Here is a 23671-nt window from a genome sequence, read left to right as displayed (position 1 = left end):
TTTCTTCTGTTATTTACAAATTATAGACGTGCATTTAAATCTTTTGCTAATTCTTCAAATCCTGGTTTACCTAATAAAGCGAACATGTTGCGTTTGTAAGCTTCAACACCTGGTTGATCAAATGGATTAACCCCATTTAAGTAACCTGAGATACCCACCGCAATTTCGAAGAAGTACATAACATAACCTAATGAATAAGCATCCATTGTTGGCACTTTAACGATCATGTTTGGCACACCACCATCTGTGTGAGCAAGCAACGTACCTTCGAACGCTTTTGTATTGACGAAGTCAATTTCTTTTCCTTGTAAATAGCCTAGGCCATCTAGATCTTCATTTTGTTCTGGAATTGAAATGCTATGGCGTGGATTTTCAATTTTAACCACTGTTTCAAATAAGTTACGCATACCTTCTTGAACATATTGACCCATAGAATGTAAGTCAGTTGAAAAGTCTGCGGCTGCTGGGAAAATACCTTTGCCATCTTTTCCTTCTGATTCACCGTATAATTGTTTCCACCATTCAGAGAAATAGTGCATACCAGGCTCATAGTTAATTAACATTTCAGTTGTTTTACCTTTACGATATAAAATGTTACGTAACGCAGCATATTGATAGGCTTGGTTTTCTTTTAAGTCGCTCGTTGCGCCGTATTCTTTACGTGCATCATTTGCACCTTCCATTAAACGATCAATATCTGCACCGCTAACAGCGATTGGTAAAAGACCTACTGGCGTTAAAACAGTGAAACGACCGCCCACATCATCAGGAATCACAAATGTTTCCCAACCTTCCGCATCGGCTTCAACTTTTACTGCTCCTTTAGCACGGTCAGTTGTCGCATAAATACGTTTATTGGCTTCTTCTTTGCCATATTTATTAATTAATAACTCTTTAAAGACGCGGAAAGCAATCGCTGGTTCTGTCGTCGTTCCAGATTTTGAAATAACGTTGACAGAAAAATCACGATCACCAATCACATTGATTAGATCAGCTAAATAAGTTGAGCTGATGCTATTTCCAGCAAAGAAGATTTGTGGCGCTTTCCGTTCTTCTTTTGATAATAGATTATTAAATGAATGTGTCAAAAATTCAATTGCTGCACGGGCACCTAAATATGAACCACCGATACCAATGACTACTAATACCTCAGAGTCAGATTGAATTTTTGCTGCTGCTTTTTTAATGCGCGCGAATTCTTCTTTGTCATAGTTTTCTGGTAAATCAATCCAGCCAGTAAAATCATTACCAGCTCCTGTACCTTCACGTAATGCTTTGTCCACTGCAGTGACTTGTGTTTGCATGTATTCCAATTCATGGTCAGCAACAAATGGTGCTAATTTGGAATAATCTAATTGAATGTGTGACATTCCTTTTCCTCCTCGAAAGTAAACTTACTACATGTATACTTTACGTGTTTTTAGACATTTTTTCAAGCAAATTCTTTTGGATAGACCAATTGTTTAATTTTAACTATTTAATTAGAGATATTTATTCTCTTAATCAAACAAACCAATAAAAAATGCTAGGAAATCCTAGCATTTTTTGTTATTAGACGAGTCCTTGACTTAGCATCGCTGCCGCTACTTTTTCAAAGCCAGCAATATTCGCACCTAAAACAAAGTTATCTCGTTCCTGATATTCGTTAGCTGTATCACGACAAGTCTCATAAATGTTTTGCATAATTTGATCTAGCATACCGTCAACTTTTTCAAAGGACCAAGCTAAACGTTCAGCATTTTGGCTCATCTCTAAGGCAGAAACCGCAACACCACCTGCATTAGCGGCTTTACCTGGACAATAAATTACAGCTGATTTAGCAAAAACGGCGACTGCTTCTAGTGTACAAGGCATATTTGCGCCTTCTGCCACGACTTTCACTCCATTTTTCACTAAAATAGCGGCTTGCTTTTCGTTGATTTCATTTTGTGTTGCACATGGTAACGCAATGTCATACGCTGTTTCGAAATCCCAAACAGATTCTTTATCATAATAAGTTGCGCCTTTACGTGTTTCAACATATTTTGAAATGCGTTCACGATTTTTTTCTTTTAGTTCTTTTACTAACGCCACATCAATTCCTTCTGGATCATAGACAAAACCAGACGAATCGGAACATGTGATTACTGTGGCGCCTAGCTCAGTTGCTTTTTCCATGGCATAAATTGCGACATTCCCGCTACCAGAAACAGCGACTTTTTTGCCTTCAAACGTATCGTTTTTATCTGCTAATAAATGTTTAACAAAATAAACCGTTCCATAACCCGTCGCTTCTGTTCTTGCTTGGCTTCCCCAGTATCCTAAAGGTTTTCCAGTCAACACTCCTGCATCATAGTTGCGCAAGCGTTTATACATGCCAAACAAATAACCAATTTCACGAGCGCCTACGCCAATATCGCCTGCTGGAACATCTGTACTTGGACCAATATGTTTTTGAAGCTCGGTCATGAAACTTTGACAAAAGCGCATCACTTCAGCATCTGACTTACCTTTTGGATCAAAATCACTACCGCCTTTGCCGCCACCGATTGGCAAACCAGTTAAACTATTTTTAAAAATTTGTTCAAAGGCCAAAAACTTCATCACACTTAAATTCACACTTGGATGAAACCGCAAACCACCTTTGTATGGTCCAATCGCTGAATTATATTGGACACGATAGCCTCTGTTCACATGCCAATTGCCCTGGTCATCTTGCCACGGCACACGAAATTGAAAAATACGTTCAGGTTCAATCAAGACACCTAAAACATTTGCTTCAATGTATTGAGGATTTTTTTCTAAAAAACCTTCTACGGTTGGTAAAAACTCATCGACTGCTTGTAAATATTCTGTTTGACCTTGGTCTAATTGGTGAATCTTTTCTTGAATATTTTTAACATATTGTTTTGCGTCCATTTAATCATCCTCTCATTGTTATAGGTTTATTTTAACTGAAAATTCAAAAATTACCATAGTCAAACGTTTATTTTTTCCTTAAATCCAGAAAAAATCCCGTAATTATGGTACACTACCTATTGAATTGGAGGAGAACTATGAAGAAATTTGATGTAATTATTGTCGGCGCTGGGACAAGTGGTATGATGGCCACGATTGCGGCCGCCGAAGCAGGCGCTCAAGTATTATTAATTGAAAAAAATCGCCGTGTTGGGAAAAAATTATTAATGACTGGTGGCGGCCGCTGTAATGTAACTAATAATCGGCCCGCAGAAGAAATCATTTCATTTATTCCTGGAAATGGAAAATTTTTATACAGCGCATTTTCACAATTTGATAACTATGATATCATGAACTTTTTTGAATCCAATGGTATTCACTTAAAAGAAGAAGATCACGGACGCATGTTCCCTGTTACAGATAAATCGAAGTCAATTGTTGATGCGCTATTTAACCGCATTAACGAATTAGGAGTCACTGTTTTTACAAAAACACAGGTCACAAAATTACTACGAAAAGACGATCAAATAATTGGCGTTGAAACCGAACTGGAAAAAATTTATGCACCGTGTGTTGTATTAACAACTGGCGGCCGCACTTATCCTTCCACAGGAGCAACTGGTGATGGCTATAAACTAGCCAAAAAAATGGGGCATACCATCAGCCCACTCTACCCTACCGAATCGCCTATTATTTCTGAAGAACCTTTTATCCTTGATAAAACGTTGCAAGGTCTCTCTTTACAAGATGTTAATTTAACTGTTTTGAACCAAAAAGGAAAACCTTTAGTTAATCATCAAATGGATATGCTGTTTACACATTTTGGCATTTCAGGACCTGCCGCGCTCCGCTGTTCTAGTTTTATTAACCAAGAATTAACTCGCAACGGCAATCAACCTGTCACGGTAGCCTTGGATGTGTTTCCGACAAAATCTTTTGAAGAAGTGCTGAAAAATGTTGATTACATGATTGAGGAACAGCCAAATAAAGTGGCAAAAAATGCCTTTCATTCTTTAATACCAGAACGGCTGCTCACTTTTTATCTAGAGAAACTAGCAATTGAAGAAGTGCCTGCCAAACAACTAACAGAAAAGCAACGTCTTTCCTTTGTGGAACTACTGAAAGACTTTCAGTTCACTGTTACGAAAACATTGCCTTTGGAAAAATCTTTTGTCACAGGCGGTGGGATTTCCCTCAAAGAAGTGACCCCAAAAACAATGGAGAGCAAATTAGTCAATGGTTTATTTTTTGCTGGTGAACTTTTAGATATTAATGGCTATACTGGAGGCTACAATGTTACAGCTGCATTTGTCACTGGACATGTTGCTGGCTCCCATGCCGCAGAAATTGCAGAATACACCTATTTACCAATTGAAGAAGTCTAAACAAAAAGTCGCTACAATAGCGACTTTTTGTTTACTTTTTTTATTTATCAATAATTTTCCCGTTTTCTAAATAAATAGTGCGGGTGGCTACTTTTTCCACAAACGTTTCATCATGCGAGGTAAAAATTACTGTTCCTTGATAGGCACTTATAAATTCTTCAAGTGCTTGGATTGTCTCTAAATCAAGAAAATTGGTGGGTTCATCCAATAAGATAATATTATTTGGTTCTATAAACAGTTGCGCCAAAGTAATTTTTATGGCTTCGCCACCACTTAGAGAAGATATCTTTGTCTGTAAATTTTCTTGTTGAAAACCTAGCCGATATAAAAGTGAACGCACAATCTTTTCAGAATAATTTGTCCGCTTCAATAAATAAGTCAACAGTGGTTCATCATTTTTTAATCGATAATCTAATTGATGATACGTTCCTAACCGGACTTTGGGAGAAAAGTAAATGGCCGGGTGACGAGCTTCAATTTGTTGAAGGAAGGTACTCTTCCCAGCACCATTTTTTCCACAAAGTGCTATTTTTTCGTTTAAAGGAATTTGAACGTTCACTTGGTTAAGAATTGTTCGATTCTCATAAGCGAAAGTTAAATTTTCAATTCTAATTGGATATGGATTGTATAAAGAGAACTGATTATTAGTAGGAAAAATAATTTTTCGCTCTTGTTTTGCTTGCGCAACATCGGGTAATCTGTCAATTCTGGCATTAATCGCTTTCGCTTGTTTTTGGAGTGCTTTTTGTACGGTATCTTTTTGTTTAGAACCAGCTAAACGACTAGGTTTAATTTGCTTTTGTTTTTGTTTTTTTGAAACATGACTAGATTTTTGCGCTTGTGCTTGTTTCTTTGCGTAAGATTCCTGTAATTTTTTCTTTTCCTTTTGATACTGACGATAGACATTATATTGTGTTTGCTGTTCCAATTCTTTTTGACGACAATACGCATCGTAGTTTCCTAAATATTCTTTGACATGTCCATCCGAAACTTCCCAAATTTTCTCTGCTAATTGATTCAAGAAAAAGCGATCATGACTAACAAACAAAACGGTCCCATAATAATACGTTAAATCCGCCACTAACAACTGACGATGTTCTTTATCTAAATGTGTGGTTGGTTCATCTAAAATAACCCCGGTTGGATACTCTGAAAATAATGTTGCTAAGCGTTTTTGGACTTTTTCGCCACCACTTAGTTTTTGATTTTTCTGATTTAGCAAACAGTTTTTGTCAGTTTTCTCTGGTTCATTCGTTATTTCTTCAGCTACTTGTGCCAAGTAATGAAAATCGTTCAATCTTTGAACTTTTCCTTTGTCTGATTGAATCTTACCCATAATTAAATTGAGCAGTGTTGATTTTCCTGCGCCATTTTTACCAATAATCCCAATTTTTTCATTTTCATATACAAATAATTCATCAATTTCTAGAATTGGTTTTCCCGAAAAGTGAATACTTACTTCTTTCAGATGAATACTTAATTTTTTCATTTTGCCCTCTTCTTTCATTTCTGAAACGAAAGAATCTTGGGTACGCAAAAAAGGACAGCCTAATCGCTATCCTTGTAGTTTCGTATAAAAGTACACACGCCACCCATGAATTTTAATTTCAGACTTTTTGATAAGATTTATTCAATTTATTTTGTCAAAAAGTCAATCCAAATTCTGATAGATGCCAACATACAATTATACCTCCTCGTTTAATTACTCCCACATTAACACCTCTGCTTTCTTTTGTCAATTCTGACCCTAAAATCAGAGAATCGGACTTTAGTAGGATACAATTTTACCGAAACTATGGCAAAATAAAGACGGAGGTGAAAACCATGAAGATTACATTGACACGAAAAACATCAGCTTGGGGCGCGTTACGCTATTTTACATTTTATAAAAATGGTGTGCATCAAGGGAAACTTTTTACTAATGTACCTATTGAAATTGAGGCTGATCCTGGGGATGTTTTAACGTTCTATGAAGGCTGGTTCCAGTTTTATCGGCGCATTGAAGTTACTGAAGATACCAAAGAAATCACGATTATCAATTCTAAAAAATTGCAACACGTTTTTTATACCTGTGTCGTCTTATTTTTAATTTTAACGCTATTATTCCTTTCCGCACAGAAACTTTCGACATTTATTATTGCTGAAATTTTAATTTACTCTGGTATTCAGTGGCTGTTCCGCCAACAAACCTATCATTTTACTGTCAAGAAAAAAACGGAATCCTTTGCTTCCTATTCTAAAAAAAGTATCGCACACTAAACGAATCTTTAGCGTGCGATATTTTTTAATTACTTTTCATTAATTCGGCCACATATGTGACTGTTTCTGGTTGTGTTTCTTCAATTTTATTAATCGCATCTGCAAAATTCGGTAAATGCGCTTTGTGGGCAATTAATAATTCGTCCAACAAGGTCTTCGCCATGACGCCGCCAGGAACTAATGGATTAATAGTGAAAGCATGCAATGCTGCGCCGTAATCACCATTTATGGCTGCTCGAATAACCGTTTCTTCCATAGCTTTCATATTTTGAATAATTCCTCGTGCTGCTGGCGGAAAAGCTCCCCAGTTGTAAGGTTCATGGCCATGTGCTGTCACAGGACCAGACACTTCTACAACACAATCATACGGTAAATCAGTAATTGTCCCATTGTTTTCAGTAGAAACAACCATATCCGTTCGTTTATCATTATAAATTGATGCAATCATTTCACAAGCTGCATCGCTATAGTGTGTGCCGCCCCGTTCTTCTAATTCTTTTGGTTTGTAATCTAGTTTGGGATCTTTGTATAGTTCAAACAGACGACTTTCCGTTTCTTTAACCACTTGTGCTCTTGTTTCGCCCCGTTCATACTCTTCGATGGAATGCTTCAACATCTCATCTTCAATATAATAATAGCGATGATAACCACATGGTAACATTCCTAAATCTTTCAACTGTTCATAATGGAACGGCGCATCAAAAATATTTTTCAAATGACTTTCTTGCTCTTGCTTAGGCCCGTAAATTAAATCAATGAGTTCTTGTGTTCGCTCTTGTCCTTCTTTGTCCCAAACGCGGTGCCAATGGAAATGATTAATTCCAGCAAATTTAAAGAATAAGTCTTCTTCTGGAATTCCCAGCATTTCGGCCGCTTGTTTTCTATGACCAATCGGCACATTACATAAGCCAACTGTTTTTTTCCAACCGCCATGTTTAATTGCGGCTTCCGTAACCATTCCAGCTGGATTGGTAAAATTCACTAACCAAGCATCTGGGCAAAGACGTTTCATATCGTCAATAATAGCTAAAATGACAGGAATTGTTCGAAATGCTTTAAACATTCCTCCAGCGCCATTTGTTTCTTGGCCTAATACCCCATGGGACAAAGGAATCCGTTCATCTTTAATGCGAGCATCTAATAATCCTACACGAAACTGTGTTGAAACAAAATCCGCCCCTTTTAAGGCTGCTTCACGGTCCAATGTTAAATGAACTTCCCAATCTAAACCAGCAGCTTTAATCATGCGCTTCGCCATTGCACCAACGATTTCCAATTTTTCTTTACCAGCTTCAATATCGACTAACCAAATTTCCTTAATTGGCAGTTCATCTTTTCTTTTAATGTATCCTTCAATTAATTCAGGTGTATAACTAGAACCGCCACCAATTGTTGCAATTTTTAATGCTCCTCTTGTCATCCGTCTTCTTCCTCCTTGATTAAATTGTTATCGTTTACATCTTTAGGATAAATTATGGGAATGTTCCCATGTCAAGCACTATTTTCAAAAAAATGTATGCTATACTTCTTATAAGAATACATTCCACTTTGGAGGTAAAAAATGACGTCTATCATTGATGTAGCAAAAGTTGCCGGTGTCTCGAAATCGACTGTTTCTCGCTTAATTTCTGGAAAAGGATATGTGAGTGCCGATAGTCAAGAAAAAATTCTCAAAGCAATGAAAGAATTAAATTATACCCCGAATTATGTGGCGCGGAATTTACGAGCAGGTGCCACAAAAACCATTGGCTTTTTAGCCCCTAGCTATTTAGGTTCCTTAGGTATTTTCTTGAATCGCTTTATTTCAATTGCCAAAAAATACAATTATTCCGTAACCTTATTTTTTACAGATGGCGATCAGCAAAAAGAAATTGATGCCTTGAACCAATTAAAATACAAACAATTAGATGGCTTGTTTTTATTGACACGAACAAATGAATGGTCGGTGATTGAGCCTTACAGCGCGTATGGTCCTTTAGCAACCTGGCATCGTATCGATTCACCTAATATATACTCTTCCTACATTGATCATTACTCTGGTTATTATCGTTCCTTAGAATATTTACAACAACAAGGATACCAAAAAATTGGTCATGTCCTCGGTAATCCCGAAAATTTAAACACGCACGCACGAAAACGTGCAATGAAAGATTTTTATGAAAACACTCAGGCACCTTGGCAAGCTGAGTGGCTGATTAATGATCAGTATACTAACCATTCTGGTCGCAAAATTGCCCATTACTGGCAACAATTAACCGAAAAGCCAGAAGCTTTGGCCTTTTATAATGATCACGTAGCAGCTGAGTTTATTTCAGAACTTGAAAATCTAAATTATGCCGTTCCTCGCGATGTCGCTGTCATTGGCTTTGATAATAGTTATGTCAGTGAATTGATGCATATTACGACTGTTGATTATGCCATTCAGTATCAAGCCGAAAACTCATTTATTTACCTATACAACCAATTAAATCAGACGAACATTCCTGAAAAAAAATTAACCGTTCGTCTAGTTGAACGACGAACGGTGCCTAAAAAAGACCCGGCAGATCAGTCACTTTGACTGACTTACCGGGTCCTTTTAGAGTTAAACAAAAATTATTTATGCTTTTGTTCATTTTTTAAAATAGAAATTGACTGTTTTAAGGATTGAATCATGCCGCCTTCGCTGTATACAAGAACGTTTGATTTGTATAAACGAGCAGAGAAGATTGTTAAAATAATTCCAAAAACTGCCAAAATCACTAATGAGACAATTGCTTCCATTGTTGATGCCGTTTCGGTCGCCAAGCGTACTGGCATAATGTATGACGAAATCAGCGGAATAAAGGAAGTCACTTTCACCACGATATTTTGCGGATCATTCGTCCCAAACGTAATGCCAATCATATAACCGATTAAACCAATATACATGATGGGCTGAACTGCTTTTGCTGTATCCTCTGGTTTGGAAACAAGAGAACCACAAAGTGCTGCCAAAACAGCAAAAACGAGAATACCAATAATGAAAAAGCCTAATGTAAAAATAAAGGTTGATGAAAAAATACTTTGTGGTGAAATACCACTTAATAGACTTTTCATAAAATCAAGATTTTTCAATTGAGAATAGCCGAGAACAAACGCCACTCCGTAAATAAAAATTTGTGTTAAAGCTACTAGAATAACCCCAGTTAATTTGCCATAAAAATGGGTTTGCGCTTTTGTACTAGAGAGAATAACTTCCATGATTCTAGTGCCTTTTTCAGAAGCAATCTCTTGGGCAATAATTGAAGAATAACTGCTGATGAAGACAAATAACAAAATTGTTATCCCCATTGCTAACGCCATTTGAATCCCTGTGTTATCTTCTCCTGTTTTTATTTTACCATTTTCATCAAAACTAATTTTGGCTTTTTTAAATGTTGCTTGTTGATTCAACATGGCAACTTGCTCAGCTGTTAGGTTTAAACGATTGGCATTCGCCATTGTTTGTAATTGGTTTAACATTTGAGGAATTAGCATCTCGGTTGCATTTCCTAAAGAGCGTTCAGAGTAAAGCTGACCAGAAATCTGATTATCTGTAGTGTCCAAAAGTAAATAGGCATCAATTTTCTCGTCTTTTAATTGTTCTTGGGCCTTTTTCTCAGAAGAAACAGCTTTGAAAGAAAAGTCCTCTGTTTTATTCTTTGTCAACTCTTTAACGAGCGCTTGATTTTCCGAAACCAGACCAATGGTAGTATCTCCTGAAAAACCGCTAGCTAGAGAGCCCGCTAAGTAAACAATTCCTACAAGAAGAAATGGCGCTAAAATCATGATTAAGAAAGACAGCGACTTCACATTTTTCTTATAGACATCAGTCGCAATAATCCAAAATTTACTCATCTTGCCCACCTACTTTCATTTTGAAAATTTCTTCCAATGTTGGTGGTTGTTGATTAAACATTGGAATGTAGCCGTTGGCTGTCGCTTTATCAAACAACACTTTGCCCACTTCAGCGTTTTCTAATGTCGCTTCTAAGACGCCATCTTGTCGCAAGTGTGCTTCTTTCACACCTGCTGTAGCAGCAACTTCCTCAACAGATAACGGTGATTCTAAGAATAATTTTGTTCGACCAAATTGTTGTCGAATTTCATGAACCTGACCATCTAAAACCATGCGTCCATTTTTTAACATGACTAAATGGTCACAGATTTTCTCCACATTGTCCATATTATGACTGGAAAAAATGACACAAGAACCTTGATTTTTCAATTCAATAATGCCGTCTTTTAATAATTCTGCATTAACTGGATCCAAGCCACTGAATGGTTCGTCTAAAATAATTAACTTCGGTTCATGAATAAGTGTCGCAATCAATTGAACTTTTTGTTGATTGCCTTTTGATAAAGATTTAACTTTATCTGTTTTTTTGCCTTTAACTTGAAATTTTTCCATCCAAAAGTCAATTTTAGGTTCAATTTCTTTTTTAGTTTTTCCCCGCAACGAAGCGAAATAAATTAGTTGGTCTTCAATCGTAATTTTAGGATATAAACCCCGTTCTTCTGGTAAATAACCAATAATATTGTACTCTTTTTCATTTAATGGTTGACCATTCCATAAAACCGACCCGCTATCTTGTGTTAAAAAATTTAAAATCAAGCGAAATGTAGTTGTTTTCCCGGCACCATTTTGGCCAATTAATCCTAAAATTTTCCCGTCCGGTATCGTAAAGGATACATGATCAACTGCTTTAAAATCCCCAAAGGTTTTGACTAACTCTTTTACCTCTAACACATAAACGCCCCCTTCACTTTTTCTAAACCGCTGTTTAGTTACTCATATCGTATCTTTCCTGTGTTGGCTTGTCAATGACAATTGTTATGGAAAGATGTTGCACTTTAATCAGACGCTTTATTTTCTGCTAAACGAAAAAGGCCATCCGTCTCGGCAGAAATATACACTTCATTTGCGGACAAGCCTGTACTTTCATAAAATGTATTTTTAAATTCCTTTGCCGATTTTGATGATTGACAGGCCCAAATTCGACCTGTACGATTCAGCCATCTACCCAATTCATTCATTAAACGCTCATCAATCAGTAATTGATTTGGTACTTTTTTAAATTTTATTTGATAAACGGGTGTTAGTATTTTCATGATCAGACGTCCTCTCTTTTAAGTTAGTATTAGTATATCACGAAAGAAATCGTTATCATATTTTCTTGAGAGTTCAACTTTTCATGAAAAAATTGAATAAAAAAACCAGACAAATTAGGAAAAGCACCTAATTGGTCTGGTTCATTTTCATTTATTTTTCTATCTCAGAGGTTGTTTCTTGATGCAAATGACGATACACATTCTTTGCGACAGTTTCAGGTAACCCAGCTTTTCTTAATTCTTCAACACTGGCTGCCGTAATATTTTTAAGCGATTTAAATTCTTTTAAAAGATTTTTTTTGCGTTTCGGTCCCAAGCCTTCAATGTTATCTAATTTGGAAGCAAAACTATTTTTACTACGTAATTGACGATGGAATGTGATGGCGAAACGATGGACTTCATCTTGGATTCGTTGCAACAAGAAAAATTCTTGTGAGTTTCTTTCCAATGGTACAACTTCTAAGTTTGGACCAAATAAAAGTTCACTCGTTTTGTGCTTGTCGTTCTTGGCTAATCCAGCTACAGGAATATCGACTCCTAGTTGATTGGCTAACACATCTTTGGCAACATCGACTTGACCTTTACCACCATCGATTAAAATTAAATCAGGAAAAGGCAAGCCTTCTTTTAAAACTCGTGAATATCTGCGATAAATGACTTCTCTCATAGAAGCGTAATCATCAGGACCTTGGACGGTTTTTATTTTATATTTTCGATACTCATTTTTAGCTGGCCGTCCGTCAATAAACACAACCATCGCAGAAACAGGATTTGTTCCCATAATATTTGAATTATCAAATGCTTCAATTCGAATGGGCGCAGGTATGTTCATCGCATTGCCTAATTTTTCAACTGCGCCAATTGTTCGTTCTTGTTTCCGTACAATCAAATCGAATTTTTCATTTAAAGCAACTGCAGCATTTTTACTGGCTAATTTAACCAGTTTTTTCTTTTCTCCCCGTTGCGGCTGCAAGACTTTCGTAGCTAATAAAGCTTCGACGCTTTCTTTATCAATGTCATCAGGAATCAAGACTTCTTTTGGCACAAAATGCTCATTCTCTTGATAAAATTGTCCAATAAAAGTTAAAAATGCTTCACTGGCATCATCATAAAATGGAAAAATCGATACATCACGTTCGATTAATTTTCCTTGTCTGACAAAGAATACTTGGACACACATCCAGCCTTTATCAACAGCATAACCAAACACATCACGATCAATTAAATCCACATTCGTCATTTTTTGGCGGGTCATAACTGTTTCAATCGCTTTAATTTGATCGCGAAATTCTGCAGCTTTTTCAAATTCCATATGTGCAGCTGCATAAGCCATTTTTTCTTGTAAGCGGTCCTGAATTTCTGTATGTCCACCAGAGAGAAAACCTTTAATCTCTTCCACCATATCTTTGTAGACTTGCGGATCCACATCAAAAGCATAGGGACACAGACATTGTCCTAAATGATAATACAAACAAGGTGTTTTTTGCGACGGATTACATTTTCGCAAAGGAAAAAGCCGATCTAACAGTTTCTTTGTTTCATTCGCTGCATTTACATCTGGATATGGGCCAAAATATAACGCTTTGTCTTTTAAAACCTTTCGAGTAATCATTAAACGAGGATATTTTTCGTTTGTGATTTTGATAAAAGGATAGGTTTTATCGTCTTTTAACATGATGTTATATTTGGGATTATTTTTATGGATTAAATTAATTTCTAATAAAAGTGCTTCAATATTCGATTCTGTCACAATATATTCAAAATCATCGATTTCACTGACTAATCGTTCTGTCTTAGTATCATGGCTACCACGAAAATAAGATCGGACACGGTTTTTCAAAATTTTGGCTTTCCCAACATAGATAATCGTGCCGTTTTTATCTTTCATTAAATAACAACCAGGTTGATCAGGAAGCAGTGCTAATTTATTTTTTATTCGTTCGTTCATACGATACTTCCTTTCTAACAAAATGCTTCGTCTATTATACACCTCTTTTTGTAATTAAACAAAAAAAGCCGCTACTTTATGTACGAAAGAAACAGCCTGAAAAGACAATCGCTAATGATTTCTCTTCAGACTGAATCAAACTATTCGTAATGACTAATCAACGTTTATAAGTGTTTGGCAATCATTGCTTGCAATTGGTCTTTTGTATGAACACCGACTGCTTTTTCAACAACTTCGCCATCTTTTTTCAATAGCAATGTTGGGATGCTCATGATTCCAAAACTTGCTGGTGTTGCAGGATTTTCATCCACATCCATTTTGACGATTTTCACTTCGTCTTCATCATATTCTTCAGATAATTGTTCTAAGATGGGTGCTTGCATACGGCAAGGGCCACACCAAGTTGCCCAAAAGTCGATTAAGACTAATCCTTCATCTGTTTCTGTTGCAAAATCTTTATCGGTAATTGCTTGTGTCATTTCACAAACCTCCTACTCTTTACTCTTATTACATGCTTAGTATAACACGTCATCTCTAAGATAGCGAGTGTTCTGCTTACTTATTGTAAGTCCTTGTTTATTGGAATTTTACGACAGTCGCACCATTACCACCTTGGTTTTGTGGCGCAAATTCATAGCTTTTCACACTGCGGTGATTTTTTAAAAATTCCGTTATTCCGGTTCTTAATGCACCTGTTCCTTTGCCGTGAACAATGGTTACTTGTGGATAGCCCGCTAGAATCGCAGCATCAATGTATTGGTCAACTTCTGCCAATGCTTCTTCGTAGCGTTTGCCACGTAAGTCTAGTTGTGTGCCAACATGACTGCTTTCTGCAGAACGAACCGTTGTAACTCTTGGTTTCGCTTCTTTTTGTGGAGCGACAGGCGTCATATCCTCTTCAGATACGTTCATTTTTAAAATGCCCAATTGGACTTGCCATTGTCCTTTGCCGTTGTCTTTTAATAAGGTCCCTCGTTGGCCGTAAGTATTGACAATTACTTCATCGCCAGCTTTTAATTTTTTCTGTTCTTTCGCCTTCTTCAGCACTTTGTTTTTAGCAAGCTTGGTTTCTTCATGGTGTAATTGAGAAAGTTGTGTTTTCGCATCAATTAACTGATGTTCTTTGACACCACCTTGTTGGCCACTTTCCAATTGCATTTTGCGAATATCAGAAATAATGGTTTCTGCGTTTTCTTCCGCTTCTGCAATAATTTTATTTGCTTCTTTCCGTGCTTTTTGTAATTCTTTTTCTCGTTCTTCAAAAAATACTTGATAGGCTTCTTTCAGTTCCTTATGCAAAGCGGCCGATTCATCGACATAGTGGCGAGCTTCTAAATATTCAGTTTCGGCCATTTTGCGACGGTTTTCCAAGTCTTCAATCATTTCGTTTAAATCTTGACTTTCACCGTCCATTATTTGTTTTGCAGCCTCAATAATACTGTTGTCTAATCCAAGACGTTTCGAAATTTCAAAAGCATTACTTCGGCCAGGCACGCCAATTAATAAACGATAGGTTGGACTCAAAGTATCTACATCAAATTCCATACTGGCATTGATTGTTCCAGCTCGATTATAGCCATACACTTTTAATTCAGGATAATGGGTTGTTGCCATCACATAGGCTCCTTTAGCGCCCAATGAATCTAAAATGGCAATCGCTAAAGCGGCCCCTTCTTGCGGATCTGTCCCAGCACCTAATTCATCAAATAGTACTAAACTTTGATGATCGACTTTCTTTAAGACAGACACGATATTCGTCATATGTGAAGAGAAAGTACTTAAACTTTGTTCAATCGATTGTTCATCCCCGATATCCGCAAATACTTCTGTAAAAATCCCCATTTTACTCTCTTCTTCAACTGGAATAGGTAATCCAGCTTGACCCATTAATTGTAAAAGACCTAACGTTTTCAGAGTAATGGTTTTCCCGCCGGTATTAGGCCCTGTAATCACAATTGCTTGATATTCTTCTCCAATCACAATGTCATTGGCTACAGCTTTTTCTGGATTTAATAGTGGGTGCCGGGCTTGTTTAAAAACTACATGATTTGCTTGACTAATTTCTGGAACAACTGCTTTTAGTTCTTTTCCTAGTCGCGCCTTAGCATTAATAAAATCAAGTTTACCAATGACATAAGCATTATGCGTAATTTCTCGGCGATAAGGAACCAACTCAGCCGACAGTTCTGCCAAGATGCGAGTAATCTCATTTCTTTCGGCAATTTGTTGTTGTCGCAAACGATTATTCATTTCTAAAATTTGTTTAGGTTCAATAAATAAGGTTTGTCCTGAAGCACTTTGGTCGTGAACCACGCCACCAAAAATATTTTTATATTCTTGTTTGACTGGAATTACGTAGCGTTCATTTCGCATAGTAACAAGGGCATCACTCAGATAACGTGCGTTTTTCCCACGAATAATACTATCTAGTTCTTCTCGAATGGTCTGCTCACTACGACGAATATTTTGCCGAATTGCCTTTAAGGCTGGCGAAGCTTCATCTGTGACGTAGCCATCATCATCAATGGCTTGTTTGAGTTGGCGATTTAATTCAGGCAAAACTTCTAGTTGCTCTCGCCACATATATAAACGTTCAAAATCAACTTCATTTTCACTTAACTCATCAAAAAAACGAGTCAGTTCTGAAGTAGTCGACAAGACACGGCCTACTTGTGCTAATTCTATGCCATTTAAATCCGCACCAATTTCAATCCGTTTCATGTGTGGTTGGATATTTTCTAATTTAGGAATGGGGATTCCACCACGTAATCGTTGAACTTTTAAACCATCCTGTGTTTCATTTAGCCATGATTGAATTTTATTTTCATCAGCAATTGGTAATAATTCCGAAACTTCGTTTGTCCCCTGAGCTGTCACAATAAATTGCAACAACTGTTGTTTTACTTTATCAAACCCTAATGTTGATAGAATACGCTGATTCATTTTTCCACCTACTTTTCTAACTTTTTCATTTGTTGAAAAGACTGAGACATAACATAAGAAGTTTCGCTTTGCTCACTTACTTCTTATCTCTATCTCAGTCCCATTCAGCTTTATTTCGTAATTGGTTCAACCCATAATTCATATGCTTGTTTTGTTAGAATTGGGGTATTTTTTACAATGCCTCGTGCCAAGCCACTTGACCGAAACTGATTTTGGACAATATCTGACGGAATCATTGACGCCGTAGCTAACACTAGAAAAAGACCCACGTATAACACAAGAACACTTAATACGCCACCTAATAGTCCATTTACCTGTTTCAAAACTGGAATAAATGTTAATCCATGTAAAAAGATAGCTAAAAAACGAACGACCAACCAGCCTGCAAACAGCAATAATAGAAACGCAACCGCTGAATAAAAGGCTTTGTCCAAGTCTAAAGAAATCTCTTGATTAAAAAAGACAAGCTTTGACGTTGGCGTAACCGATGGATATGGAATATACAATTCTAAATGAGAAGCGACCTCTTTGTAATAGGTACGAGCAACAAAATATGAAATTAAGTAACCTACCGAATAGAGCACTTGTAAAATCAAGCCTCGTTTAGCTCCTGTATAAAATCCAAAGGCTAAAAGTAATAAAATAAGTATTGTTAACATCTTGTCATCCTTTCAGGAACTACTCCGAAACACCTTTATTTTGAATCTGCTGTTTTCGATTTTCATTCAAAATTTGTTGGGCTTCCACATGATTATGAATTTCTACATCTTCTTGTCCATTCTTTTTCAAAACATCTCGTGCTTCTTCTTCGATAATTTCCATTCGGCGCACACGATTCTCTAATTCAGCCAAACGAATGGTTTTCTGTTTTAAATCTGCTACTTGTTTTTCCAATTTTAAAGCATATTCTTGTTTTTTTAGTTGATCTGAAATTGCATTAATTGCTAATAAAACAGAAGCTTGTTCCGTATCAGTTTGCGGAGAAAGATGTTTAATTTCCGCCAGTTGTTCGTTGACAATTTTTGTGACTAAATCCATATGTTGTTTTGACTCTTGGCCAATAATTGTATACGTATGGTCTGCAATGATTGCTTTATATCGTGTTTTTTCATTTGATGCCATGTTGAGGTTCCCTCCTGTAAATCAATCCATTCTTGCTTATTGTACCATGAAAAAAAAGCGAAGCGCAATTTTCGTACAAATTCTTTCTTATTATATGCCACAAAGCGAAAAATTTAAAGATTTCTTTACAAGAACTCTGGCAATTTAAGAACGAATAGAAATTGTGTAGGAGAAAAAGCGTGGAACAAAAAGTCAAAGTGATTTTTGTCCCACGCTCAAAACCTGATAATCAGCTAAAAACGTTCGTCTCAGCTGTACTTTTTAAGGCTTAGTTATTATCTTTCATCTTTTCTACACGTAAACAACGCATAGCATTTAAAACAGCGATAATAGTTACACCAACATCAGCAAACACTGCTGCTTGCATTGAAGCCAAGCCTAATGCACCTAGTGCCAAGACAATGATTTTAACAGCAATCGCAAAGATAATGTTTTGTTTAACAATTCTCAATGTTTTTCTTGATAATTTAATCGCAGAGGCGATACGACTTGGTTCATCATTCATAATCACCACATCAGCAGCTTCAATTGCCGCGTCACTTCCTAAACCACCCATGGCAATCCCAACATCAGCCCGGGCTAAAACAGGTGCATCATTCATACCATCACCAACAAAGGCAACTTTGTTTTTAGGTGAAGATGCTTTTAACAACTCTTCTAAACGATCCACTTTACCATCTGGTAAAAGTTCTGCATAAACTTTGTCAACACCAACTTCTTTTGCAATAGCTTCTGCAACTTGTTGATTGTCTCCAGTCAGCATAACAGTTTGTTTGACCCCTTCAGCCTTTAATTCTTTTATTGCTGAAATGGCGTCTGGTTTCAATTGATCCGCAATCACTAAATAGCCTGCAAATTGATTATCAATAGCGACAAAAATTAAAGTTCCCGCTTCCTTCACTTCTGGTGCTTCGATACCAAATTGTTTCATTAACTTCGCATTACCGACTAAAACTGTTTTACCTTCAATTGTGGCTTTGATACCGTGTCCGGCAACCTCTTCAATTGCTGTTGCTGGAACAGTTTCTTTGCCATAGCTTTCTTTAATAGAAATAGCAATTGGATGAGTGGATAATTGTTCTGCTGTTGCTGTTAAACGCAACAACTCTTCTTCGGGTAAGACAACACTAGTTATGTTTTGAACCACAAAATTTCCTTTTGTTAGCGTACCAGTTTTATCAAAAACAATTGTTTCCGTATTCGCTAAAATTTCTAAATAGTTACTTCCTTTAATTAAAACACCTAGTTTGCTGGCTCCGCCAATTCCACCGAAGAAACTTAAAGGAACAGAAATGACTAAGGCACATGGACAAGAAATAACCAAGAACGTTAATGCCCGATAAACCCATTCATTAATAGAAGTATCAGGGAAAATAAATGGTGGAATCACTGCCAATAGGATAGCTAAAACAACGACAACTGGTGTATAGTAACGAGCAAATTTAGAAATAAAGTTTTCTGCAGGGGCTTTTTTACTGCTAGCATTTTCAACTAAATCTAAAATTTTGCTAACTGTTGAATCCCCAAATTTTTTCGTAACATTAATGGTCAAGGCCCCATTTTTATTGATAAAACCACCTAAGATTTCATCGCCGACTTTGACCGTTCTTGGAACGGATTCACCAGTCAACGCAGAGGTATCTACCATACTTGATCCATCAATAATTTGACCATCTAATGGAACTTTTTCACCTGGTTTCACTAATATTTGTTGCCCAATTTCAATTGTATCTGGAGCGACCGCTTTTATTTGTCCATTTACTAAAAGATTTGCTGAATCTGGACGAATATCCATTAATTTGGCAATTGATTTTCTGGATTGATCAACCGCAGCACTTTGGAACCATTCGCCGACTTGGTAGAACAACATTACTGCCACAGCTTCGGGATATTCCCCAATAAAGAATGCCCCGATCGTTGCCACAGACATTAAGAAATTTTCATCAAACACTTCCCCACGAAAAATATTCGTTACCGCTCGTTTGACAATGTCGCCACCAATTAAGACATAAACGACTAAATAAGATGCCAAAGCAACCCAATTATTACTTGTTTTAATGATAATAAGTGCTAAAAATAAAACAAATGCAATAATGATACGAATTAAGCGATTCTTATTTGGATTACGTCCCTCTTCTTCTTTGACATCTTTTAAAGAAATAACTTTGACATCTGATTCTAACTTACCAATCACTGCACGCGCTTCATTTTCGACTTCTAAATCATGTCCTGATTCAACTTCCAGTGTCATCTTTTCAGCCATGAAGTCCACACGCGCTTTTTCTACTCCGTGAATTTTTTGGACAGATTTTTCAATTTTGTCTGCACAACTTGCACAATCAAGTCCTTCTAGTTTATAACTCTTTTGCATTTAAACACCTTCACTCCCTATATAATAGCGATTATTCCGTTTACATGAATAACCTTTCATGAATCTATTATAAATGAAGATGCAATCATATGTCAACCGCTTCACGTAATCTTTTTCTATTTTATAGACATAATGGCATAATTGCTGTAGGTGGAATGGATAACTGAGTAATAACTTTCGGATTGAGTCTATTGCTGCCTTTCCACCAAATTTTGGTTTGTTGGTGTTGAAACCAAGCACTTTGTTCAAAAGGTGCTGACAATGTTTGTAAGTGATGCACTTCGATCTGATTGGTTGCCTGCGGTTCTGTTGTGAAATCATGGGCCCGAATACCTATAGAATGACAAGAAATAGGAACTTCTTGTGTAACCATTAGTGTTTGTTGCCAGCCAATCACTTGGACTCTGTGCGCATCTATGCGTTTGACAGGCCAAATATTTTTACAACCAGTGAGTTTAGCTGCTTCAATCGTTTGAGGTTGGTTAAATAATTGATTTGTTGCACCAAAAAGTGTTTGGTTTTTTGTGATTATCACTAAACTCTGACATAACTTATACAGTTCATCTAAACTATGACTCACAATTAAGGCATGTTGATTTAAATTACTTAATCGCTGTTGAAGTTCAATTTGCAGCTCTTCCTTTAAGGGTGCATCTAATGCGGAAAATGGCTCATCTAATAACAGGTAAGCCGGCTGAGCCGCTAGCATTCGCGCAAAAGCCACTCGCTGTCTTTGTCCTCCAGAAAGTTGACTAGGATATTGTTGTTGGACTTTAGTTAAGTGAAAAGATGCAAGCAATTGAGTGACCAATTGTAAATCTTTTGTCACGCACGTCAGATTTTCTACTACCGACAAATGAGGAAACAACGCATACTGTTGAAACAAAAGACCAATTTTTCGTTGTTGCGGCGACAAATTGATCTTTTTTTCAGTATCGAATAAGACTTGATCATTTAAAACAATCTGACCTTTATCCGCAGTCTCAACACCCGCAATACATTTTAACAACATACTCTTGCCACAACCAGAAGCACCTAAAATTCCTGTTGTTTGCGTCTTTGTTTCAAACTGAATTTGCAAAGTATGACTTTTCAATTCTTTTTGAATATCAACAATTAATCTCATTCCGATCTTCTCCAAGCGCGCTGACTAAAAAATTCCGTAAAAAATAAAATAATCAGGCAAAGTAATAACATAATTACAACATATTGATTGGCTAAACGCCAATCCCCACTTGCTACAGCAGAGTAGATAGCTAAAGGAAGCGTTCTTGTTTTACCAGCAATATTCCCTGCTAACATTGTCGTCGCTCCAAATTCGCCTAACCCACGGGCAAAGGCTAACACGCCACCGGCCAAGAGACCGTTCATCGACAAAGGTAACGCAATTTTTCTAAAATATCGACTTTCCGAAAATCCGAGTGTCTGGGCCACAGCCAACAATTCACTATCCATTTGTTCAAACGCCGTTAAGGCTGAACGATACATTAAAGGAAATGAAACAGCAACGGCAGCAATAACCGTAGCTGGCCATGAAAAAACAACTTGAATGGCAAAAAAATCAAGTAAAAACTGGCCCACTGGTTGCTGAACACCAAAAATAGTTAAGAGAAAAAAACCAAAAACAGTCGGCGGTAAAACTAATGGCAACGTAAATAAACTATTCAAAAGAATTTTTAATTTACGATTTTTCAAACGAAAAACAATATACGCAACGCCTGTTCCTAAAACAAAAGTAAATAAAATGGCGATTATTGCTGTCTGAAAAGATAAAAGAATTGGTCGAACATCCATTTTCCCACCTACTTTGTTAACTTAAAGCCAATATTTTCAAAATATTTTCTGCATTGTTGACTCTGTAAAAAATTTAAAAAAGCATCTGCTGATTTTTGTTTCTTAGAGGCGGCAACTTTACCAACTGGGTAGATAATTGGCTTTTTCAAAGCAGCTTCAGGCATGGCCGCAACAATCGCTACTTTTGAATTGGTTGCTGCATCTGTCGCATAAACTAAGCCAGCTTCTGCACTTGCATTCGCTACCCATTCAAGGACTTCTGTTACATTCGTGCCAAAGCTTGCGTGTTTTTCTACATAAGACCAAGCGCCTAAAGCTTTTAAGCCTTCTTCGGCATATTGACCAGCTGGAACACTCGCAGGATCACCAATTGCTATCATTTGGGCTTTTTTTAAATCAGAAAAATCATGCCACTTTGCTTGATCTTGGTTAGGCACAATAAGAACAAGCTGGTTTTCCAATAAAGGAACGACACTTTTTTTATTAATTAGTTTTTCTGCAACCAATGCATTCATTTGTTTTGTCGAAGCTGAGAAAAATACATCGGCTTTTAGGCCTTTTTCAATTTGCATCTGTAATTTTCCAGAACTATCATAGGTTCCAGTTACCTGAATATCTGGATGCTCTTTTTCAAAGGCTGGAATAATTTTCTTCTCCATGACTGATTCTAAGCTAGCTGCTGCCGCAAGGGTTATTTCTTCTTTTTTTGTTGAAACTGTTTCTTTTTGCGGCTGATTTGTACATGCAGCAATTAGGGCAACTAAACTGAATAAACTAAGCAAGAACACAGTCTTTTTTTGTTTAGACATTTGAACGCCTCTTTTCTTTTATAAATACCCGCCATAACTCAAGTCAATAATTTCAGATTTTTTAATCACTTCTTTGGCCATTAATCTTGGTAACAACAAATCAAAAACAGTTTTTTCTGAAAATAAAACACCACCTGGTAAGCCAATGATCGTTTGCTCTCCTTTATAAGCTAGCAAAAACATTGAGCCTGGTAAGACTGGTGTCCCATGGGTTACGATTTCAGCACCTGTCTGCTTAATTGCTAACGGTGTCAAATCATCAGGATCTACACTCATACCACCTGTACAAACAATCAGATCAAGCCCTTGTGCTAACATCTTTTTGATCGCAACAGTAATTTTTTGCGGCTGATCATCGACAATTTCTTGCTTGACAATCGTAACTAAAGGATACGCGGAGAACTTGGCTTTTAACACAGGGTAAAAAGCATCCTCAACCAATCCTGTGTAAACTTCACTGCCAGTAGTTACAATCCCGACCCGTATTTTTTTGAAAGGTTTCACAGAGATTAGTGGCTCAGACGTGCTGAACTGGCGTGCCTTTTCTAATTGGCTTTTAGAAATTGTTAGTGGAATCACTCGAAAGGCTGCAACTTTTTCATCTTTCTGAACTTCTATATTGGTAACTTTAGTTGACAAGGCGAGACCTTCAATTTCATTTAAAGCAATTAATTTTTCTCGATTGACTTTTAAAAGACCTCTCGTGCTAGCTTTAGCAACAATTTTTCCTTCATGGACTTCACTCGGCTGACATGAGTCATCTGTTAACAGGTTATACAAAAATGTCGCTGCCTCTTCTTCATGTATTTCTGCTGGATCCAAGGCAACAAACAGATGTTTTTTCCCTAATGATAAAAGAATTGGAATATCTTCTTGAACAACTATATGTCCTTTTTTAAAACACACTTCCTTGGTCTTTCCATAGTCAATTCGCGTAATATCATGACTCAATGGAAGGCCAACTGCCTCTTCTGTTCGAATTGTTTTCATG

Annotated in this window: 20 protein-coding genes; 3 read left to right on the top strand and 17 right to left on the bottom strand. The window is 36.9% G+C overall.

Annotated features, from left to right (window positions below; all coding sequences use genetic code 11):
* Positions 1-20 precede the first annotated feature (20 nt).
* Positions 21-1370 (bottom strand): glucose-6-phosphate isomerase, encoded by a 1350-nt coding sequence (locus IGK54_RS06240; protein WP_002357685.1) that lies wholly within the window; start codon positions 1368-1370, stop codon positions 21-23.
* 181 nt (positions 1371-1551) lie between these two features.
* A complete protein-coding gene (gene gdhA, locus IGK54_RS06235) occupies positions 1552-2898 on the bottom strand; it encodes an NADP-specific glutamate dehydrogenase (protein ID WP_010712422.1) in 1347 nt (448 codons plus the stop codon).
* A gap of 137 nt (positions 2899-3035) precedes the next feature.
* On the opposite strand from gdhA, the gene IGK54_RS06230 reads away from it, so the two are divergent.
* On the top strand, positions 3036-4322 hold the full coding sequence (locus IGK54_RS06230) for an NAD(P)/FAD-dependent oxidoreductase (RefSeq protein ID WP_002357691.1): 1287 nt from the start codon (positions 3036-3038) through the stop codon (positions 4320-4322).
* A 40-nt stretch (positions 4323-4362) separates the two neighbouring features.
* On the opposite strand, the gene abc-f is transcribed toward IGK54_RS06230, so the two are convergent.
* Complete coding sequence (gene abc-f, locus IGK54_RS06225) at positions 4363-5829, bottom strand: ribosomal protection-like ABC-F family protein (RefSeq protein WP_185938079.1); 1467 nt, start codon at positions 5827-5829, stop codon at positions 4363-4365.
* Between the two features lie 245 nt (positions 5830-6074).
* Between abc-f and IGK54_RS06220 the strand changes: the two genes are divergently transcribed.
* Positions 6075-6581, top strand: coding sequence for a hypothetical protein (locus IGK54_RS06220; RefSeq protein WP_002357693.1), 507 nt, complete (start codon positions 6075-6077; stop codon positions 6579-6581).
* Between the two features lie 25 nt (positions 6582-6606).
* On the opposite strand, the gene IGK54_RS06215 is transcribed toward IGK54_RS06220, so the two are convergent.
* Positions 6607-8001 carry a 6-phospho-beta-glucosidase gene (locus IGK54_RS06215; protein ID WP_010712419.1) on the bottom strand — a complete coding sequence of 465 codons (1395 nt, stop codon included), beginning with the start codon at positions 7999-8001 and terminating at the stop codon, positions 6607-6609.
* Positions 8002-8142: 141 nt separating this feature from the next.
* Here IGK54_RS06215 and IGK54_RS06210 point away from each other — a divergent pair, with 141 nt between their 5' ends.
* Complete coding sequence (locus IGK54_RS06210; protein WP_002360405.1) at positions 8143-9141, top strand: LacI family DNA-binding transcriptional regulator; 999 nt, start codon at positions 8143-8145, stop codon at positions 9139-9141.
* A 35-nt stretch (positions 9142-9176) separates the two neighbouring features.
* On the opposite strand, the gene IGK54_RS06205 is transcribed toward IGK54_RS06210, so the two are convergent.
* The 13 genes from IGK54_RS06205 to IGK54_RS06145 all read right to left on the bottom strand — a co-directional run bounded on the left by IGK54_RS06205 (position 9177) and on the right by IGK54_RS06145 (position 23670).
* Positions 9177-10439, bottom strand: coding sequence for an ABC transporter permease (locus IGK54_RS06205; RefSeq protein WP_002357698.1), 1263 nt, complete (start codon positions 10437-10439; stop codon positions 9177-9179).
* Positions 10432-11331 (bottom strand): ABC transporter ATP-binding protein, encoded by a 900-nt coding sequence (locus IGK54_RS06200; RefSeq protein ID WP_002357699.1) that lies wholly within the window; start codon positions 11329-11331, stop codon positions 10432-10434. The genes IGK54_RS06205 and IGK54_RS06200 overlap by 8 nt, the downstream gene beginning before the upstream one ends.
* A gap of 104 nt (positions 11332-11435) precedes the next feature.
* Positions 11436-11693, bottom strand: coding sequence for a DUF3884 family protein (locus IGK54_RS06195; RefSeq protein ID WP_002379418.1), 258 nt, complete (start codon positions 11691-11693; stop codon positions 11436-11438).
* A gap of 151 nt (positions 11694-11844) precedes the next feature.
* Positions 11845-13641: an excinuclease ABC subunit UvrC gene (gene uvrC, locus IGK54_RS06190; protein WP_002357701.1), complete on the bottom strand. Its 1797-nt coding sequence runs from the start codon at positions 13639-13641 to the stop codon at positions 11845-11847.
* 164 nt (positions 13642-13805) lie between these two features.
* Positions 13806-14120: a thioredoxin gene (trxA, locus tag IGK54_RS06185; protein ID WP_002357703.1), complete on the bottom strand. Its 315-nt coding sequence runs from the start codon at positions 14118-14120 to the stop codon at positions 13806-13808.
* A gap of 97 nt (positions 14121-14217) precedes the next feature.
* On the bottom strand, positions 14218-16584 hold the full coding sequence (locus IGK54_RS06180; RefSeq protein WP_002382291.1) for an endonuclease MutS2: 2367 nt from the start codon (positions 16582-16584) through the stop codon (positions 14218-14220).
* A gap of 110 nt (positions 16585-16694) precedes the next feature.
* Positions 16695-17243 carry a CvpA family protein gene (locus IGK54_RS06175; protein WP_002357705.1) on the bottom strand — a complete coding sequence of 183 codons (549 nt, stop codon included), beginning with the start codon at positions 17241-17243 and terminating at the stop codon, positions 16695-16697.
* Positions 17244-17262: 19 nt separating this feature from the next.
* Positions 17263-17706: a cell division protein ZapA gene (gene zapA / locus IGK54_RS06170; protein ID WP_002357706.1), complete on the bottom strand. Its 444-nt coding sequence runs from the start codon at positions 17704-17706 to the stop codon at positions 17263-17265.
* 268 nt (positions 17707-17974) lie between these two features.
* Positions 17975-20077: a heavy metal translocating P-type ATPase gene (locus IGK54_RS06165; RefSeq protein ID WP_430603328.1), complete on the bottom strand. Its 2103-nt coding sequence runs from the start codon at positions 20075-20077 to the stop codon at positions 17975-17977.
* A 121-nt stretch (positions 20078-20198) separates the two neighbouring features.
* Positions 20199-21203, bottom strand: coding sequence for an ATP-binding cassette domain-containing protein (locus IGK54_RS06160; RefSeq protein ID WP_002379414.1), 1005 nt, complete (start codon positions 21201-21203; stop codon positions 20199-20201).
* Positions 21200-21871: a molybdate ABC transporter permease subunit gene (modB, locus tag IGK54_RS06155; RefSeq protein ID WP_002357709.1), complete on the bottom strand. Its 672-nt coding sequence runs from the start codon at positions 21869-21871 to the stop codon at positions 21200-21202. Before modB ends, IGK54_RS06160 begins: the two co-directional genes overlap by 4 nt.
* An 8-nt stretch (positions 21872-21879) precedes the next feature.
* Complete coding sequence (gene modA / locus IGK54_RS06150) at positions 21880-22680, bottom strand: molybdate ABC transporter substrate-binding protein (RefSeq protein ID WP_002357711.1); 801 nt, start codon at positions 22678-22680, stop codon at positions 21880-21882.
* Positions 22681-22698: 18 nt separating this feature from the next.
* Positions 22699-23670 carry a molybdopterin-binding protein gene (locus IGK54_RS06145; protein WP_142956372.1) on the bottom strand — a complete coding sequence of 324 codons (972 nt, stop codon included), beginning with the start codon at positions 23668-23670 and terminating at the stop codon, positions 22699-22701.
* Position 23671 lies beyond the last annotated feature (1 nt).

The organism is Enterococcus sp. DIV2384, assembly GCF_050534975.1.
In the GTDB taxonomy this organism is placed as follows: domain Bacteria; phylum Bacillota; class Bacilli; order Lactobacillales; family Enterococcaceae; genus Enterococcus; species Enterococcus faecalis.
The sequence above is the reverse complement of the archived record's forward strand: the minus strand, read 5'-3'. Positions and strand labels throughout refer to the sequence as shown.